At 46.9% G+C, this 16,174-nt stretch carries 19 protein-coding genes; 6 read left to right on the forward strand and 13 right to left on the reverse strand.

Translation table 11 applies throughout. The features are described 5' to 3' along the window. Positions 1–18: 18 nt before the first annotated feature. The 7 genes from KNO87_RS06590 to KNO87_RS06620 all read right to left on the reverse strand — a co-directional run bounded on the left by KNO87_RS06590 (position 19) and on the right by KNO87_RS06620 (position 6,452). Positions 19–492, reverse strand: a complete 474-nt coding sequence (locus tag KNO87_RS06590; protein ID WP_214789690.1) for a PTS sugar transporter subunit IIA — start codon at positions 490–492, stop codon at positions 19–21. 147 nt (positions 493–639) lie between these two features. After that, on the reverse strand, positions 640–1,629 hold the full coding sequence (gene lplA, locus KNO87_RS06595; RefSeq protein WP_214794514.1) for a lipoate--protein ligase: 990 nt from the start codon (positions 1,627–1,629) through the stop codon (positions 640–642). Positions 1,630–1,700: 71 nt separating this feature from the next. Beyond that, complete coding sequence (locus KNO87_RS06600; RefSeq protein ID WP_214794516.1) at positions 1,701–2,588, reverse strand: Cof-type HAD-IIB family hydrolase; 888 nt, start codon at positions 2,586–2,588, stop codon at positions 1,701–1,703. An 87-nt stretch (positions 2,589–2,675) separates the two neighbouring features. Continuing rightward, complete coding sequence (gene hemG / locus KNO87_RS06605; RefSeq protein WP_214789697.1) at positions 2,676–4,061, reverse strand: protoporphyrinogen oxidase; 1,386 nt, start codon at positions 4,059–4,061, stop codon at positions 2,676–2,678. Continuing rightward, positions 4,054–4,983, reverse strand: a complete 930-nt coding sequence (gene hemH, locus KNO87_RS06610; RefSeq protein WP_214794518.1) for a ferrochelatase — start codon at positions 4,981–4,983, stop codon at positions 4,054–4,056. Before hemH ends, hemG begins: the two co-directional genes overlap by 8 nt. Before the next feature lie 2 nt (positions 4,984–4,985). Further along, positions 4,986–6,029 (reverse strand): uroporphyrinogen decarboxylase, encoded by a 1,044-nt coding sequence (hemE, locus tag KNO87_RS06615; RefSeq protein WP_214794520.1) that lies wholly within the window; start codon positions 6,027–6,029, stop codon positions 4,986–4,988. Positions 6,030–6,146: 117 nt separating this feature from the next. After that, positions 6,147–6,452, reverse strand: a complete 306-nt coding sequence (locus KNO87_RS06620; RefSeq protein ID WP_074032630.1) for a MerR family transcriptional regulator — start codon at positions 6,450–6,452, stop codon at positions 6,147–6,149. 121 nt (positions 6,453–6,573) lie between these two features. On the opposite strand from KNO87_RS06620, the gene KNO87_RS06625 reads away from it, so the two are divergent. Beyond that, a complete protein-coding gene (locus tag KNO87_RS06625; protein WP_251126759.1) occupies positions 6,574–7,878 on the forward strand; it encodes an ammonium transporter in 1,305 nt (434 codons plus the stop codon). A gap of 352 nt (positions 7,879–8,230) precedes the next feature. Here KNO87_RS06625 and KNO87_RS06630 read toward each other — a convergent pair whose 3' ends face one another. Next, positions 8,231–9,364 carry an ABC transporter permease gene (locus tag KNO87_RS06630; protein ID WP_214794524.1) on the reverse strand — a complete coding sequence of 378 codons (1,134 nt, stop codon included), beginning with the start codon at positions 9,362–9,364 and terminating at the stop codon, positions 8,231–8,233. Continuing rightward, positions 9,361–10,098, reverse strand: a complete 738-nt coding sequence (locus KNO87_RS06635; RefSeq protein WP_251126490.1) for an ABC transporter ATP-binding protein — start codon at positions 10,096–10,098, stop codon at positions 9,361–9,363. The genes KNO87_RS06630 and KNO87_RS06635 overlap by 4 nt, the downstream gene beginning before the upstream one ends. Positions 10,099–10,268: 170 nt before the next feature. Between KNO87_RS06635 and KNO87_RS06640 the strand changes: the two genes are divergently transcribed. Further along, positions 10,269–10,520, forward strand: a complete 252-nt coding sequence (locus KNO87_RS06640) for a GlsB/YeaQ/YmgE family stress response membrane protein (RefSeq protein ID WP_214789707.1) — start codon at positions 10,269–10,271, stop codon at positions 10,518–10,520. Positions 10,521–10,568: 48 nt separating this feature from the next. Here KNO87_RS06640 and KNO87_RS06645 read toward each other — a convergent pair whose 3' ends face one another. Further along, positions 10,569–11,618: a hypothetical protein gene (locus KNO87_RS06645; RefSeq protein ID WP_214794527.1), complete on the reverse strand. Its 1,050-nt coding sequence runs from the start codon at positions 11,616–11,618 to the stop codon at positions 10,569–10,571. A gap of 128 nt (positions 11,619–11,746) precedes the next feature. Here KNO87_RS06645 and KNO87_RS06650 point away from each other — a divergent pair, with 128 nt between their 5' ends. Next, positions 11,747–12,175 (forward strand): HIT family protein, encoded by a 429-nt coding sequence (locus KNO87_RS06650; protein ID WP_214794528.1) that lies wholly within the window; start codon positions 11,747–11,749, stop codon positions 12,173–12,175. A 38-nt stretch (positions 12,176–12,213) separates the two neighbouring features. On the opposite strand, the gene KNO87_RS06655 is transcribed toward KNO87_RS06650, so the two are convergent. After that, complete coding sequence (locus tag KNO87_RS06655) at positions 12,214–12,549, reverse strand: hypothetical protein (RefSeq protein WP_214794530.1); 336 nt, start codon at positions 12,547–12,549, stop codon at positions 12,214–12,216. 168 nt (positions 12,550–12,717) lie between these two features. Between KNO87_RS06655 and KNO87_RS06660 the strand changes: the two genes are divergently transcribed. Together KNO87_RS06660 and KNO87_RS06665 are read left to right on the forward strand one after the other, a co-directional pair. Next, a complete protein-coding gene (locus tag KNO87_RS06660) occupies positions 12,718–13,074 on the forward strand; it encodes a hypothetical protein (protein WP_214794532.1) in 357 nt (118 codons plus the stop codon). A 61-nt stretch (positions 13,075–13,135) separates the two neighbouring features. Beyond that, positions 13,136–13,699, forward strand: coding sequence for an HTH-type transcriptional regulator Hpr (locus tag KNO87_RS06665; protein WP_015880933.1), 564 nt, complete (start codon positions 13,136–13,138; stop codon positions 13,697–13,699). Here the strand turns inward: KNO87_RS06665 and KNO87_RS06670 are convergent. Then, positions 13,683–14,021, reverse strand: coding sequence for a DUF1878 family protein (locus KNO87_RS06670; RefSeq protein ID WP_353047455.1), 339 nt, complete (start codon positions 14,019–14,021; stop codon positions 13,683–13,685). The two genes, KNO87_RS06665 and KNO87_RS06670, sit on opposite strands and share 17 nt — an antisense overlap. Before the next feature lie 153 nt (positions 14,022–14,174). Here KNO87_RS06670 and KNO87_RS06675 point away from each other — a divergent pair, with 153 nt between their 5' ends. Next, complete coding sequence (locus KNO87_RS06675; RefSeq protein WP_214794535.1) at positions 14,175–15,161, forward strand: peptidylprolyl isomerase; 987 nt, start codon at positions 14,175–14,177, stop codon at positions 15,159–15,161. A 49-nt stretch (positions 15,162–15,210) separates the two neighbouring features. Here KNO87_RS06675 and KNO87_RS06680 read toward each other — a convergent pair whose 3' ends face one another. Continuing rightward, the gene (locus tag KNO87_RS06680) at positions 15,211–16,170 is read right to left on the reverse strand and encodes an HD domain-containing protein (RefSeq protein ID WP_214794537.1); all 960 of its coding nucleotides are present in this window, start codon (positions 16,168–16,170) and stop codon (positions 15,211–15,213) included. Positions 16,171–16,174 lie beyond the last annotated feature (4 nt).

Raw genomic sequence — 16,174 nt, forward strand, 5'->3', positions numbered from 1 at the left:
TATTGTACATGAAATGCTTCAATAAGAAAACGCTTCCAAAAAGTTCGTCTGTAAGTGATACAATCCCGTTCGACTTTGAACATGCACGAGCGCTTGAAGCGACTCGTCGTCCATAAGTAAATCATCAATCAATTTATGGTACGCCTGTTTTTTTGGTTCCGTCGTAGCTGTAATCAATAAGATTGCCTTCGCGTGAATCATTTCACCCGTGATCGTCTTCACCTCACACGGATGTAACAAGTGAAGGAGTGATATGCCGTCTCGTTTTGAGATGGAGACCGGAACATCGATGACAGCCACCGGAACGGCCACGTCACTCACTCCAGACGGAATAATCGTCTCTTGATCCAGAATCACTCGTATAAATGAAGAATCGACGATCTCTTTACGTTCCAACTCTAGTCCTACCGCCATGACAGCCCGTTCAAACGTCGCTTGTTCCGTCACCCACATACGACTTGCATCCATCCATTCACTGAGCCTCCGATACATCGTTACTCCTCCTATTTTGACCAGCCTCCACGAAAGCGCTTGCACAAATTATGATACGCCTTCTCCTGTCCCGGTGCAATCCGTAGCATCAACGTTCACGAAACTGCCAAAAAAAAGACGACCTCCGTAGAGATCGTCTTGACTGTCTTAACTAATCAAATCAACCAATTCCTCGAGCTCAACATTTCCGAAGTAATGTTTCAAATCGAGTTGCATCAATTGCTCACGGATTGCCGAGCGTTCGAAACGAGTTCCGACAAGCGCTCGTTCGACATCTTGGATGTCACCGACACCGAAGAAATCACCGTAAATCTTCGCTTCTGTGATCGTCCCTTTGTTGACGTTCAAGCGGACATCGATTGTACCGATTGGGAAGCGACGTTTCGACTCGACATCAAACTTCGGCGACTTCCCAAAGTTCCAGTCCCAGTTCGCATAACGTTCTTTCGAGATATCGTGGACAATTTCCCAATCCTCGTCACGAAGTACGTAACGCTCTGGCTGTTCGCCATCGTAAATCGAATGGAGCAACGCCTCGACGAAATGTTCCATCTCCATCTCACGCTCTAAAAATTCAGTGATGTTCGCCACACGGCTACGGACCGATTTGATCCCTTTAGAGCGCATCTTCTCTTCCGAGACGTTGAGCGAGTTGACGACCTCTTCAATATTCGAGTTGAACATGAGTGTTCCGTGGCTGAACATACGTCCACGAGTCGTGAATTGGGCGTTCCCGCTGATTTTACGCTCTCCGACCTGAATGTCGTTACGACCCGTTAGTTCAGCCTCGACACCGAGGTTGCGTAACGCATCAACGATTGGTTGCGTAAACTTCTTATAGTTGTTGAACGAGTTGCCATCGTCTTTTGTGATGAAACTAAAGTTCAAGTTTCCTTCATCGTGATAAACGGCACCTCCACCAGAAAGGCGTCGAACGACATCGATGCCGTTCTCTTCGATGTACTTCAAGTTGACCTCTTCTGATGTGTTTTGGTTCTTCCCAATGATGATTGATGGGCCGTTAATATAGAACAAGAAGTAATCTTCATGATCTACGTTCAAGTGTTTTAAGATATACTCTTCGACCGCCAAGTTAAGCTTCGGGTCGCGGATATCCGGATTAAAAATAAATTTCACAGTCTATTTCCTCCTAGTCGGATGTTCGTTACTCGTATTATACGAAACGAGACGATGCCTCGACAAATCTTTTACTCCCACTCACCTGTCATTACACGTTTCAAGGCGTTCGCCACACCGTACTCGTCGTGACGCTCTGTGACATGGTCGCTGATGGCAATCAAGTCTTTGTGGCTGTTGCCCATCGCAATCCCTTTACCGGCCACTTTGAACATCGGGACGTCATTCAAGTTATCCCCGATAACGACGACTTCCGATAAATCGATGCCATAATGTTCAGCGAGTTTTGTCACACCGTTACCTTTATCTGCGCCATGTGCCATCACTTCGATGTTGTCATTACCTGAAGACGTGACGTACACCCCATCGACTTGTGCTTCGATTTCTTTCCAAAGAGCCGTCATTTTCTCAAGATGGCTTGAGAACGCGATGAACTTGTAGACACGCCCTGCTTCTTCACGAATGAAGCCCTCGATGTCGTCGACAATCTTCACATCTTCATTGACGTAATAGCGATTCTTGAAGAATTCGTACATCTCAAGCGAGCGATCGTCACCATTCGCTTTCAAGTTTTTCATCGACGCTTCAATCAAGTCGCCACGGCTCGCCACAAGCCCAGCTTCCGTGTACATCTCGTAAAAGACGTCCGCATATTTGTCATCTTGATGAAGGACATCGATGACTTGGAGCGCCTCTTCGATCGTCAAATCGATTTCGTGAAGGACTTCTCCCGACGTGTCGAGCACGCGTCCCCCATTCGACGAAACGATTGGGCAAGAGAGTCCGACCTCGTCTAAGATTTGTTTCGCATTCACATAGTTGCGCCCCGTCGCAATAGCAAATCGAATCCCTGCTGCTTCTGCTTCACGAACGATTTCTGCTGTCTCGTTCGCAATCTTGGTGTGGTTGTGCAAAATCGTACCGTCCATGTCTGATACAAAAAGTTTATACGTTGCCATCTTCCATCACTCCTTTTTCTCTTTCGCTTCTAACTATAACAAAAAGAGAGGGATTCGGAACAATCCGAACCCTCCCTTCATCAAATCTCAATTTTTTTCACGCAATGCCTTCACTTGTTCCCGCACGCTCTTCACACAGTCCGGCATCCCAATCCCGTCATAGGCAATCCCGGCCAAAATAACTCCAGGGTATACCCGGCTCATCTCAGCTCGGAGCGCTTTGACGCGGTCCGCATGAAAGACCGCATAAGGCGGCAATCCGTCACGAAGTCGACTGACGACCGTTTGAATCGGATCACGGTGAATCCGCATGAGACCACGAAGATCATGTAACGCCGTCTCGACAATCTCATCATCGGACGCTTCGACGATGTCATCTGCCCCCGGTCGACCTAAAAAGACTCGGAGGACGTGATATCCTTCCGGTACGGCATGTGGCCATTTCTGGTCGATGAACGTACACGCCGTAATCGTCACGTCTGCTTCCTGACTCGTCACAAATCCTGTCCCGACGAATGGAAGCTCGATATCTTCTTCTTTAAAGACAAGTGAGCAAGTCGCTGTCGCATGCGGCTTCATCTCTGCCAAGAAGTCACTATCGACTTTCGGGAGGAACTGACGAATGAGGCGAGGTGGGACCGTCAACACGAGATGGTCCGTATCGATGTCTCCACGATTCGTAAAGAGGCGATACCCGTCCTCACGTTCGGATACTTGTTCGACGGAACAGTTCAACACGACCTCAGTTCGTTCCAATCGCTCAGCCAGGCGGTCCGTGAGCGATTTGAGTCCCCGTTTCAGCGAGGCGAACTGACCGACTTTCTTCGCACCAACTTCAGCGACCCGCTGTTCAGGACGCAAATGACGCATTCCTTCATATAAGTTCCCGTATTTCTTTTCTCCCTCGATGAACTGCGGGAATGTCGACATCGCGCTCATTTGATCGATGTCCCCGGCATAAATGCCAGAGAGTAACGGTTCAATCAAACGGTCGACAATCGGATCTCCGACACGCTCACGAAGATAGAGACCGAGCGAGACATCAGAGTCTGGCGCTTCCACATCGGGTGGCGTCAATAACATCTTCTTCAAGTCCTCATGCTCTTCTTCAGAGAGCAGTGTCGTTTCACGAAACGCGTTGACATCAAGCGGAATCCCCATCACTGTCTGTTTCGGGATTGGATGAAGCCCGTCATGATGGAGGACATAAGCCTGCCCTACACCGTTCCGAACGAGTTCATCACCTAAACCGACGTCTTCAATCAATTCTGTCATCGCTGTCTTTCGAAAAACGTACGAGTCCGGTCCGCGTTCAACCGCAAACTCGCCCGTCTCATACGTATCAATCTTTCCGCCGAGGCGATCCGTCGCCTCGAGCAATGTGATCGACACATCTTCCGGCAAATAACGCTCCGCATAAAAAGCGGCGGTGAGACCTGTGATCCCACCACCGACAATCGTAAATTTACGCATGATGTACAATCACGCTTTCCATTCGATCCGCGATGGCTTCGATGAAGCTTCGCTCTGCATTTGGCATAGCTGGACGAGCATAGTGAACTCCTAGGCGGTCACAGACGACTTTACATTCAACATCGTTGTCGAATAGTACTTCAAGGTGATCTGCGACAAAGCCGACCGGTGTATACACAAACGCTTCGTAGCCATGCTTTTCATAAAGTTCAGCCGTTAAGTCTTGGACGTCTGGTCCAATCCATGGATCTGGTGTGTTCCCTTCTGACTGCCAACCGACTTCAACGTTCGGAACACCTGTCGCCTGAGCGATTTTGTCTGCCGTCTCTTTCAATTGATCTGGATATGGGTCGCCCCCAGCCAAAATCTTTTCAGGAAGGCTATGAGCCGATACGATGAGACATGCTTTTTCAGCCGGTACAGGCAAGTTTGCAAACGTTTCTTTGATTGCATCTGCCCACCAGTTGATGAATTTCGGTTCGTCATACCAAGAATCAACTGAGCGGATGTCGATGCCATATTTCGCTGCTTCTTCATGTGCACGACCGTTATATGATTTGACGCTATATGATGAGTAATGCGGTGCCAATACGACCGATACCGCTTCTTTAATGCCGTCGTTCGCCATTTGCGCGACCGCATCCTCTACGAATGGTTCGATATGCTTCAATCCGATATACAGTTTGAACTCGATTTCACCTGCATGACGCTCATTCAAGATGTCACGAAGCGTCTCCGCTTGATCAATCGTGATTTTTGCGAGTGGAGAGACACCACCAATCGCTTCATAGCGTTCCGTCAAATCTTGGAGTGCTTCCGGTGACGGTTTGCGTCCGTAACGAATGTGCGTATAGTAGCGTTCGATATCTTCCGGCTTGTACGGTGTGCCGTACGCCATGACAAGTAGTCCGACTGTTTTCATGATTAGTTGCCTCCCATTTTTTCGCGTGAGTAGTCGTGAATGAATGCCGTCAGTTTGACGAGTACGGCCGGATCGACTTCCGGGAACACCCCATGTCCCAAGTTGAAGACGTATCCTGGCTGTTTCATTCCTTCATCTAAAATTTCTTTTACCTTCTCTTCGATGACCGGCCACGGAGCCAGTAAGAACGACGGGTCTAAGTTCCCTTGGACAGCCTTCGTAATGCCACGATCGCGCGCTTCTTGAACAGACAGACGCCAATCGAGTCCAACCACATCAAGTGGAAGGTCGTGCCATTCTTCGATTTGATGACTCGCTCCAACCCCATGCATGATGAGCGGGATATCGAGGGAACGCAATTCCTTGAAAATACGTTCCGTCGTCGGTTTGATGTAACGCGCGTAGTCTTTACGGCTGAGCGTCCCGACCCACGAATCAAACAATTGGAACGCCTGAATGCCAGCATCCGCTTGCGCCTTCGCATAAGTGATGACCATGTCACCGAGTTTTGCCATCAACGCATTCCATACGTCTGGCTCTGAATACATGAGTGCTTTCGTACGATGGTAGTTCCGTGATGGACCTCCTTCAATCATGTAGCTCGCCAATGTGAACGGCGCCCCTGAAAACCCGATGAGTGGCACTTCAAGTCGTTCTCGTAATAGACGGATCGTGTCGAAGACGTATGAGATATCTTCCGGGTTTAACGGTTTTAAGCGTTCTACATCCTCCATTGTTCGATAAGGATTATCGATGACCGGACCAATCCCGCTCTTAATCTCGACATCCACACCCATTGATGGAAGTGGCGTCATGATGTCTTTATATAGAATGGCCGCGTCGACTCCGAGTTGTTTCACCGGAAGTTCCGTGACATATGCACAAAGTTCAGGATCATGCGTGATCTCGAATAGTGACCTCGTCTTTTTAATCTCTCGATATTCCGGTTGGTAGCGTCCGGCTTGGCGCATATACCATACAGGTACATAATCTGTCGCCTCTCCTTTAAACGCTTTTAAAATAGTATCGTTCATACGTCGCGTCATTCCCCTCTAAATTTCTCCTACACTCTTTTATTCTCGTGTTTGTGAACTCAAAAACATTATACAGAAATTAATTAGAATTATGCTAATGTGAAGCATTTTCATTGTGTTTTCTTTGTGTCATTTTTTTGTCGGAAATGTTCGGAAGGCCGAATTCAACTGACCCCGAATCAAATCATCACGCTGTTTCGCCGATAATCGACGTTCGCGCTCTTTAATATCTTGAATCCGCCACCCATCCTCCAGCTTGGTTGCCACTTCAACTAAACGCTCCACGTCATGGAAGGAATATTTACGTGAACCACCTTTTGTTCGTTCCGGAAAGACGAGACCTTTTTCTTCATAATAGCGGACCTGACGCTCAGAAAGTCCCGTCAATTCTGTCACGACGCCCATCCCGATCACTTTCTTCGATTTATAGTCCATTCACCCTCGCCCTCCTTAATAAAAAAACTATGTCAGATAATCTGACAAAATGCAATCCAACATCCTTTTTTCGTTTTACACTGAAGTCAACTTTTGGAAAGCACCTAAGAAAAAGGAGGGCATGAACATGGAAGACATTCTCTATTATATGGACACGCTGTATGTACTCATCGCTGCATTGCTCGTATTGACGATGCAATTAGGTTTCGGATTACTCGAGACAGGGACGCTCCGGGCGAAGAACGCCGGGCACGTCGCGGTCAAACAAATTATCAGCCTCTCTGTGGCGGCACTCGCTTTTTGGGCGGTCGGGTTCGGCCTCTCGTTCGGTGACGGGACGACTTGGTTTGGGACAGAAGGATTCTTCTTAAGTGGATCGTTCACAAGCCTCGATTGGGCAAACGTCTCAATCGATATCAAATTCTTATTCCAGTTATCATTCGTTGCAGTTTCCCTCGCAATCGCTTGGGGCGGATTCGCGGAACGGGCTAAGCTTTCTGCCTACGTTCTCTTCGGTATCTTCTTCGTTGCCATCCTTTACCCAATCGTTGCACGCTCAGTATGGGCTGGCGGAATGCTTGGATCGATGGGAATGCAAGACTTCGCAGGATCAGCAGTCGTTCACCTTCAAGGTGGGATGGCAGCTCTCATGGCTACGATCATCTTAAAACCACGTCGCAAGACGGAATCACTTGCTGGTCATAACCACGTATTAACTGTTGTTGGTGGTCTCGTGCTTTGGCTTTGCTGGTTCGGATTCAACGCCGGTTCAACGATGTCAGTCGCAGATGGATTCTTCGGTTACGTAGCGCTGACAACAATGCTCGCAACAGCAGCAGGTGCGCTCGGTGCCCTTGCCATCGTGATGCTCCATCGTAAAACGGCCGATATCCCAACAATCGTCAACGGTGTGCTTGGAGCACTCGTTGCCATCACAGCGGCTTGTGCGTTCGTAGAGCCGTGGGCAGCAGTCGTCATTGGTGCACTCGCATCGATTGCAACATATGGAACGAGCATCTTGATGGCGAAATATGTGGATGATCCACTCTGTGCCTTCTCTGTACACGGTGTGGCTGGGATCATCGGAACACTCGCACTTGGCTTCTTCGCTTCTCCTCGTCTTGTCGAAATCACGGGAATCGGTTCTGCTGGACTCTTCTACGGCGGCGGATTGACACAACTCGGCGTACAGACACTCGGCGTATTGATCGCCATGGTCATCGCTGGTGGCGGAAGCTACGCTTTCTTGAAACTCCTTGACGTCACAATCGGTCTTCGTGTCACAGAAGAACAAGAAGATGTCGGTCTCGATATCGCAGAACACGGTGTATCGGCTTACGGTGAAATCGAAGAAGCAACAGAAAAACCAGGACGCCTTCCGAAAATTCTCGGTTCGAGTGTGTCGGTCATGTCACCTAAGAAATAATACGATTTTCAATTGATGTGGGGCTTGGTCAACGTACTACGGTGACTAGCCTCTTTTTTTGTTCTATTCTTTTTTGGAAAAAGATACAATCAGATGGAGAAGCCAGCTCGTATATTTAATTGGAGGGATTGCATGTTGAACGCACTTGATTTCGCACTATTTCTACTCGCTTTTATTTCATTTATGATTTACTTTTTCGTCAAGTTTATAAGTCGTCCAAAAAGAAGATGAGTGACTGTTATCCTTTCAAGAAACATTCTTTCTATCCTTCATCACAAATGAAAGACGAACGAGGTCTCGTTTGAGCGACCTCGTCCGTCCGTTGTTTTAGAAAATCTACTCAATATATATTTTACACCAATCGTCTTAAATAATAACGAATGAGAACGATTGATAAGACAAGCCCTACCGCCGCATCCCACGTCGCACCAAATCCAATCGAAGCAAGCACGAGCACGATGGACTGGACGATGAGCAACCTCATCGCCCACCACGAATAGCCTTCAATCCGCTCGTCCCGGGTAATCGGTAGCCAGGAGACAATCGAAATTGCCTCTAACCGCTTAAACAGTGGAACGAGCTGCAACGCCGTCAGTCCGACGAATAGTGGCGTGACGAATCCGACATACCACCCGCCTGACATCCACATGACGATGAGTGCCACCGCCGTCAATCGCAGGATCAGGTCAAGTGAATCGTTCGAACGCAAAACACGAAGACCATATACGTAACGAGAAGCATCAACGCGTTGGAGTACTCGTTTTTCGAGAAGTTTTGTCAGCAGTCGTCGCTCCCGAACTTCTTCTTTTAAAGTTGGTAAATCGACGAACCAGCTAATCACCCGTTCAAACTGTGCCCGACTCTTTTCCTCTAGCGCCAACCATTGTAGGAGCGGAATTCGCTCATTTCGCTTCACATGTAAAAGAATGAATGGCATAAAAGCCGGTACCCATGCCCATTGTGTCCAATCCATTAGAAGAAAAGCACCACTTACCATCGCGAACGGTACAATCATCCACCCGCTTACACCTTCCACTTTCGCCAATCGACCCGCAACTGACAGTAACGTCATCGTGATGACGAAAGACAACACTTCTAAGCTCGTATAACTCTCTGTACGCACGAGAAGTGGCAATAACACGAGTAAGATGAGAAGGGCTCGTAATGTAGCAAAAACGACATTAAATAAACGAACACCCACCATATATGAACGAATGGTACCTAATTCAGGGAGTAGGAATACTTGGTCCGCCTCTTGGATGAATGTTCTCGGACGATGACCGAGCGGAATCAGGATGAGCACCGCTGCGGCAATCCATGCCCCCGGAAACGTCGTATCAATTCGCTCTAAAAAGTTGTTGTAGACGAATGCCCCGTAAATCAAGGTGAAATAAAGTGTAAATAATAGCCCTCCGTTCGCGACGTAGCGACTATATTTGACGACCTCTTCCATCCAGTTGCCTAGTCTTGAAGTAAATCGATTCATGACGATCGTTCCTCCGAAGCAATCGCTTCTACATAAATATCATCGAGCGTTGCATCAGGTGATAATTGATACTTCTCTCGCAACTGTGCAGCTGTTCCGTTTGCGATGACGACACCTTGATGAAGGAAGACGAACCGATCGCAATGTCGCTCCGCCGTCTCCAAGATATGGGTCGACATCAAAATCGCACAGTCTTGTTTATATTCATCAAATAGTTGGAGTAACTGTCGAATCGCCAATGGATCGAGACCAACGAACGGTTCATCGACGATGAGGAGCGGCGTTTTCGTCACAAGAGCACATAGAATCATCGCTTTTTGACGCATCCCTTTCGAGAAGACAGACGGGAACCAGGTAAGTTGTTTTTCCATCCGCATCTCTTTCGCTAAGCGCTTCGTCCGTTCAGTCAACTCATCAGGACTCACATCATATGCTTTTCCCATCAATTCGATGTGTTCTTGTAAGGTCAATGTGTCATATAAAATGGGTGTCTCCGGTATGTAACTCACTTTCTTACGATACCTTTTTTCTGAAGATTCTAATGTCTCTCCATCAATTTCGATTTTTCCGGATAGTGGTGACAAGAGACCCAAAATGTGTTTGATTGTCGTCGATTTACCAGCTCCGTTTAGCCCTATCAACCCAACGAGCTCTCCTTTTTCCACTTCAAACGAAACGTCATGCAAAACTTGCTTACCGATATATCCGCCGTTCAATCGATCGACGTGCAGCATGAAAACCACACCTTTCATTTTCAACTTTTTTTCGTGGTATATGTTTTAAATGTTGTCACATGGGAATAATCTGAACTGTAAGGCATTTTAAAATAAAACATCAATACTCCCATTGTTCCACAAAATCGTTGAAAAGAACAATGGGCAAACAGAGGAAGGAGAAATGAATTATGGGGTTTATTCTTTATTTGATTATCGGAGGTATCATCGGTTGGTTAGCAGGATTAATTTTAGGTAAGGACGTACCAGGTGGAATTATCGGTAACATCATCGCGGGGATTATCGGTGCTTGGTTGGGTGGACTCATCTTCGGTGATTTCGGACCAATCGTAGCGGATATCGCGATTATCCCAGCGCTTATCGGTGCGATTCTTCTTATCTTGATCGTATCGTTCGTCATGAAATCAATGCGTAAAAAATAATTATTTATGTACAGGAGGGGCTTCCATAATGGAATGTCCCTCTTTTTTTCATTGAATCAATAAATACATCGCGTCATTCTTTTCAATAAATTGCTTCTCTGTCTCAAGACCAAAGAACGTGAAGAACGATTCGAAGAACGATTGTCCGTAATCCCACTCCGTGCCGAGTTGGTGCTCCGTCTTTTCTTTCGGTTCTCCGAGTAACGCAATCAAGTCGTCTGGTCGTTTATCAAGATCAACCATAACCGATTGCACGTCCCCCTCTTCATACACGATGGTCAAACGTTCATAATCCCATTTCCCATCACGTTTCCCATCTGGTTCGCCTAACGTTTCTTGAACCTTCCGTTTTGATTGCCCGATCAATGAATCAATCCTTTCTAATGGATGACCGGTTTGCGCCTCGACCTCAATTTCAATGAGCTCTGCCCGCTTCAAATCAAATTGCCCCGCAATCGCTTCGCTCGATTCCGGCATGAGTGCATAATCAATCGATTCGGACGTGATCAATTGAATCGTTTCCGTTTCAGACACCGTCTCACCTTTTGCGACGGCGACCGCCTTCACATCATAGCTTCCCGGCATCCTCTCAAACGTGAATCGTCCGTTCGCCTCATCAATTCTTCCGACACGTTGGCCATCGACCCAAACGTTCGTCATCGGTACGTCCGAAGTGACGTCAATTTGTTGTGGCAATAATTCAATCCGATAATCTGAAAAGCCAAAACGCCCTTCACCTGTATCAATCAATCGAAACAGTCCTTCTGCCTCCATCCCTTTCGTCCGATTCGCACGATCTTGTGCGACTTCGGCGATGGCATCGCTACGGATGGATTTTTCATCGTTCAGCCAGCCCATAAACCGTAGTGCCTCCGCACGCGTCAACGCTTCTCCTTGATATTCCACTTTCTCCTCAAAGAAAGTACGGTCTTCCTCTAATAAGGCCTCTTTAAATGCGACATGAATTTTATCTTGCTCCGCCGCTGGCTTGTATCCATATATATAGAAGACAATAGCTCCGACTAAAATGGTGATCACAGATAATGCGAGTAACGCTTTTGAATGACGTTCTTTTTTTCGACTTCTTGTGTACGACATCTTTTCGCCTCCTTTCTATAGTACTTACCTCAATTATAAAAGGAATCAATCTCCCTTCCAATCGTTCTTGCGCCTGAATTTCCGTGGTATGATGAAACAGAAATGACTTTCAGAATGGAGGAATGAAGATGCATACCGATTCAACCTGTATCTTTTGCAAAATCGCTCAACAAGAAATCCCGTCGTATCGGGTGTATGAAGATGAGGCGGTCGTCGCTTTCCTCGACCTCTCTCAAGTGACAAAAGGTCACACGCTCGTCATCCCGAAACACCATGCGAAAAATGTTTACGAACTGCCGGAAGAGGTCGCAGCGGACGTCTTCAAACGCGTCCCGACCATCGCCAAGGCGATTCAACGCGAAACGGGCGCAATCGGAATGAACGTTTTGTCGAACGCCGAAGAAGTTGCCGGACAAACGGTCTATCACTTCCATATTCATTTAATCCCGCGCTTCGGACACGAAGACGGATTCGGCGCAAAATGGATCACACAAAACGATGCCTTCACGTCTGAAGAACTCACAACGCTCGCATCGAACATTCATTCACACGTATGAAACAGACAGAGACCCGTCAATCGATGACGGGTCTCTCTTTATGATTGATTAATGGAATCCCGATGACGCTTCCGCTCTTCTTCTAATTGCGCTCGCTCGACCTGAAGTTTGATCGCCACTTCATATAACTGTTGACGCGTTTTGACAGATGTCGCTTGTTCGAATTCTTTTCGTAATTCAGTTAGACGGGTATCTATTTCAAGCACACGTTTTTCTCGCATCGATTCTTCGCGTGCCTGTTCTGTTTGTTTCGACGCTTCATACCCCGCCTCGAGTGTGTTCATTATGGAGTCGGCCCAAGTGTCATCTCCCAGTTGTTTTGCAGCGAGATACAGGTCAAGCATATCATCTACCCAACGCTTCGCTTTCTCCACTGAGGATCACCTTCCTTTACCTGTATTTTAAAATAAAATGATTTTTCGGTCAAAAATGAATGTTCTGAAAAATTTTATTTGCGATATAGGTTTTCAATCACTCTTTTTTGGTAAAATAATATGAAAAGAATGTAATTCTGATTATCCGAGCTTGAGGAGGGGAATGAATTGTCGAGTCGCCAACGTCGAGATTGGATTGCTTTCGGCTTTGTTTTAGCATTTTTAGGAGTCGCCACATTTAAAAAATTGGCGAGAGGTACCGCAAATGATGCTGCTGCTCAACAACATCGAGCATCCACAATCACTACGCTAAAAGAACAATTTGGGAATGTGGCGAAACATGCATCGCAAGTTGCCGCCGCAGGTAAACTGCAAGGAAAAGAATTGACTGATCAAGTGAAAGCCGAAGTCGAACGCTATCAACAAGACATTCAGCCTTCAGTCGAGCGAATCCAAGGGAACCTTCAGGAACTCTCGAACGTACAGTCTACTATGACTGACAACACCGTCAATCAAACACCGTAAGTGTTTGAGGTCATCGTCCGTCGTTTACTTTTGACTTTTTATCCGGAAAGGATGGATCGAGATGGAACACGAAAAAGAATTCACTGGCCCTGAGGCCATGCTCTATAGCCACAAAATTATTCAATTGAGTAAGGCTTTGTGGAAAACCGTCGAAAAAGACTGGCAAAACTGGATTAAACCATTCGATTTAAATATCAATGAGCATCATATCTTATGGATTGCCCACGCGTTAGGCGGCGCATCGATCTCTGAAATTGCAAAATATGGCGTCATGCACGTCTCGACCGCTTTCAACTTCTCGAAGAAGTTAGAAGATCGTGGATTACTTACGTTTTCTAAAAAGGAGACGGACAAGCGAAATACGTACGTCCAATTGACACCTGAAGGAGAATCGTTGTTGCTTGAAACGATTCACGCATTTGACCCGGAAGGAAACGGCGTATTCCGCGCCTCGCTCCCACTTCAAGAGCTTTACGGGAAGTTCCCTGACTTAACAGACATGACAGCGATCGTTCGTCGTTTATATGGGGACAACTTCATGGACATCTTTGCTGAAACATCAAAAATGATCACAGAAGAGGCAGGCAGACGTCCTGATGAGGATGAACTCAGTCAAGAAGCCTAACCTGCCGATAGAGTGGCTCTGTGACGTCTAACTCGATTCCTTGACGGACGCATGCCCCAAGAATCGTTTTAACGTCGAGCCTCGAATCTAACATGCCTACAAAATGGACGAGCAACGGCTCTATGGACGTAAATCCATAGCGCATTTGCTCGTTTTGTCGTACCCGAATATCCTCAAGCAACTGATAAAACGCCTCTACGTCTTGCTTCGTCAAGTTCGCTCGAATCACTTCATATTCAAACGGACGGTCCGTCCAATCGACAATCTCGAGTAAGATCTTCATCTGATATGATAAATGCTCGACCTTCTCTTCTAGTGACACTACCCTCACCCCATCATTTCACATTCTATTACATCATTATACGACAGGATTGTGTGCTATGATACTGTACAGACAAGAGAACAGCTGTCATGATTAGGAAAATGTGATATAGTCGGACTTAGAAACTTTAAAGAATTATTAGGGGTGGAATACATGTCAAACGGAATGTCAAACGAACCAAAAAAGCAAGATAAAAAATTCTCAACCGGCGCTCTCGTCGGTGCATCAGCACTCGCCCTCATCATCGGTGCTGGCGGTACGTATGCCGCAACAAACGCTGGTGGCGAATCAGACGATTCAGCAGTCGTCACATATAAAGGCGGCGAAATCACACGCGGTGAAATCGCGGACATGAGCTACGACCGCATGGTCCCACAACTTGCATTCCAAGAGACAATGAATGCACTTCTTGAAAAAGAATATGGTGACCAAGTCGAACAAGAAAAAGTAGATGAAGAGTTCAGCAAGACAGAAGAACAATTCAACTCAAAAGAAGAATTTGAACAAGCGATCCAACAAGCCGGCATGAGCGGCACGGAAGAGTTCAAAGAAGCACTTCGTGGACAAATGCTTGTCGACGCAGCAAAATCTGAACTTGTCGACGTGACGGACGAAGAGGTCGAAGCACAGTTCGCCAAAGAAAACGTGGAAGTGGAAGCTAGCCACATCCTCGTCGAGTCAGAAGAAGAAGCACAAGACATCATCAAACAGTTGAATGATGGTGCGGACTTCGCAGAACTCGCGAAAGAAAAATCAACAGATACAGGTTCTGGTGAAAAAGGTGGAGAGCTCGGTTACTTCTCTACAGGCACGATGGTACCTGAATTCGAAGAATATGCTTTCAAAGAAGATGTAGTCGGAAAAGTCTCTGAGCCAATCCAATCACAATTCGGTTTCCATGTCATCAAAGTGACAGATCGTAAAGAGAAGGACTTGAAGCTCGAGGACGAGAAAGACCGCATTCGTGAAGAGTTGGCAACAGAAAAATCTGCTTCTGTCGATGCAAACAAAATTTACGCAGAGTTGATTGAAAAATACAACGTTGACGTAAAAGACGCAAAAGCAGAGCAACAATTTGATGCTGTCAAAGAGGCGATTAAAAACGCAGACGAATCTTCAGAAGAATCGACTGAACAATAATCATAAAGGGGCACTCCAGCAATGGAGTACCCCTTTTTTTGAACTTCAATTATAACTTCGGGCGATAGAATGCACGATTATCGAGGGCCATGACACGTTCGGTGAACGCACCAGGTTCGACACCCTCGTACGCTTTTTCGAACATGTTCATGCGCGCATCGATGTTGTCGATGAAGAACAGCATCTCCGCTTCAGGGAGTTGTGGCGTGTTCGCCGATCCCCATTCCGGCTTCCCATGATGACTCAAGACGAGATGTTGCAACAACGTCGTCACTTCCCGGTCCGTCCCGAGCTCACGTGACACGACCTCGAGTTCAGATGACATGAGCGATAGATGACCGAGCAACTTCCCTTCAAGCGTGTATTCTGGTGTGATGGCATCCGACAACTCGATGACTTTCGCCAAGTCATGTAAGATCACGCCGGCAATCAACAGGTCTCGGTTCAATGACGGATACAGGTCACACATCGTATCCGCAAGCTTCAACATCGACATGACATGGAAGGCTAGTCCTGAATAGACCGCGTGATGATGTCGCACAGCTGCAGGATACGTGAAGTATGCCTCTTCGTGACGATTGACGACCTCTTCGACGAGACGTCGGATTTCATCGTGTTGAAGTGATGTGATGAACCCACGAATCGTCGTTTCAAGCTCCGACTTCGGAATCGGTGCCGATCGAACATACGGGGCGATGTCTACTTCTTGCTCGATAATTGAAATTTGCTTCAACTTCAATTGCGTCCGCCCACGATAGTCCATTACTTCACCCGCCGCATGGACGATTTTTTTCGTCGCATACTTTTCAGTATCCGCACTATCCCATAATTTCGTTTCAATTTCGCCACTCTCGTCGCAAAGGATTAATGTTAAATAAGGCTTTCCGTTTCCGGCAAGTCCCTTATACGATTGTTTGATCATGACATACTGGTCTAGCGTGTCGCCCACTTTGAGCTGACCGATTTTTGTCGTCAATGAAAGCACCTCTCTCTTATTCAATACCTTCATCTTA

It is taken from the genome of Exiguobacterium sp. s34 (genome assembly GCF_018617435.1).
GTDB lineage: Bacteria > Bacillota > Bacilli > Exiguobacteriales > Exiguobacteriaceae > Exiguobacterium > Exiguobacterium aestuarii.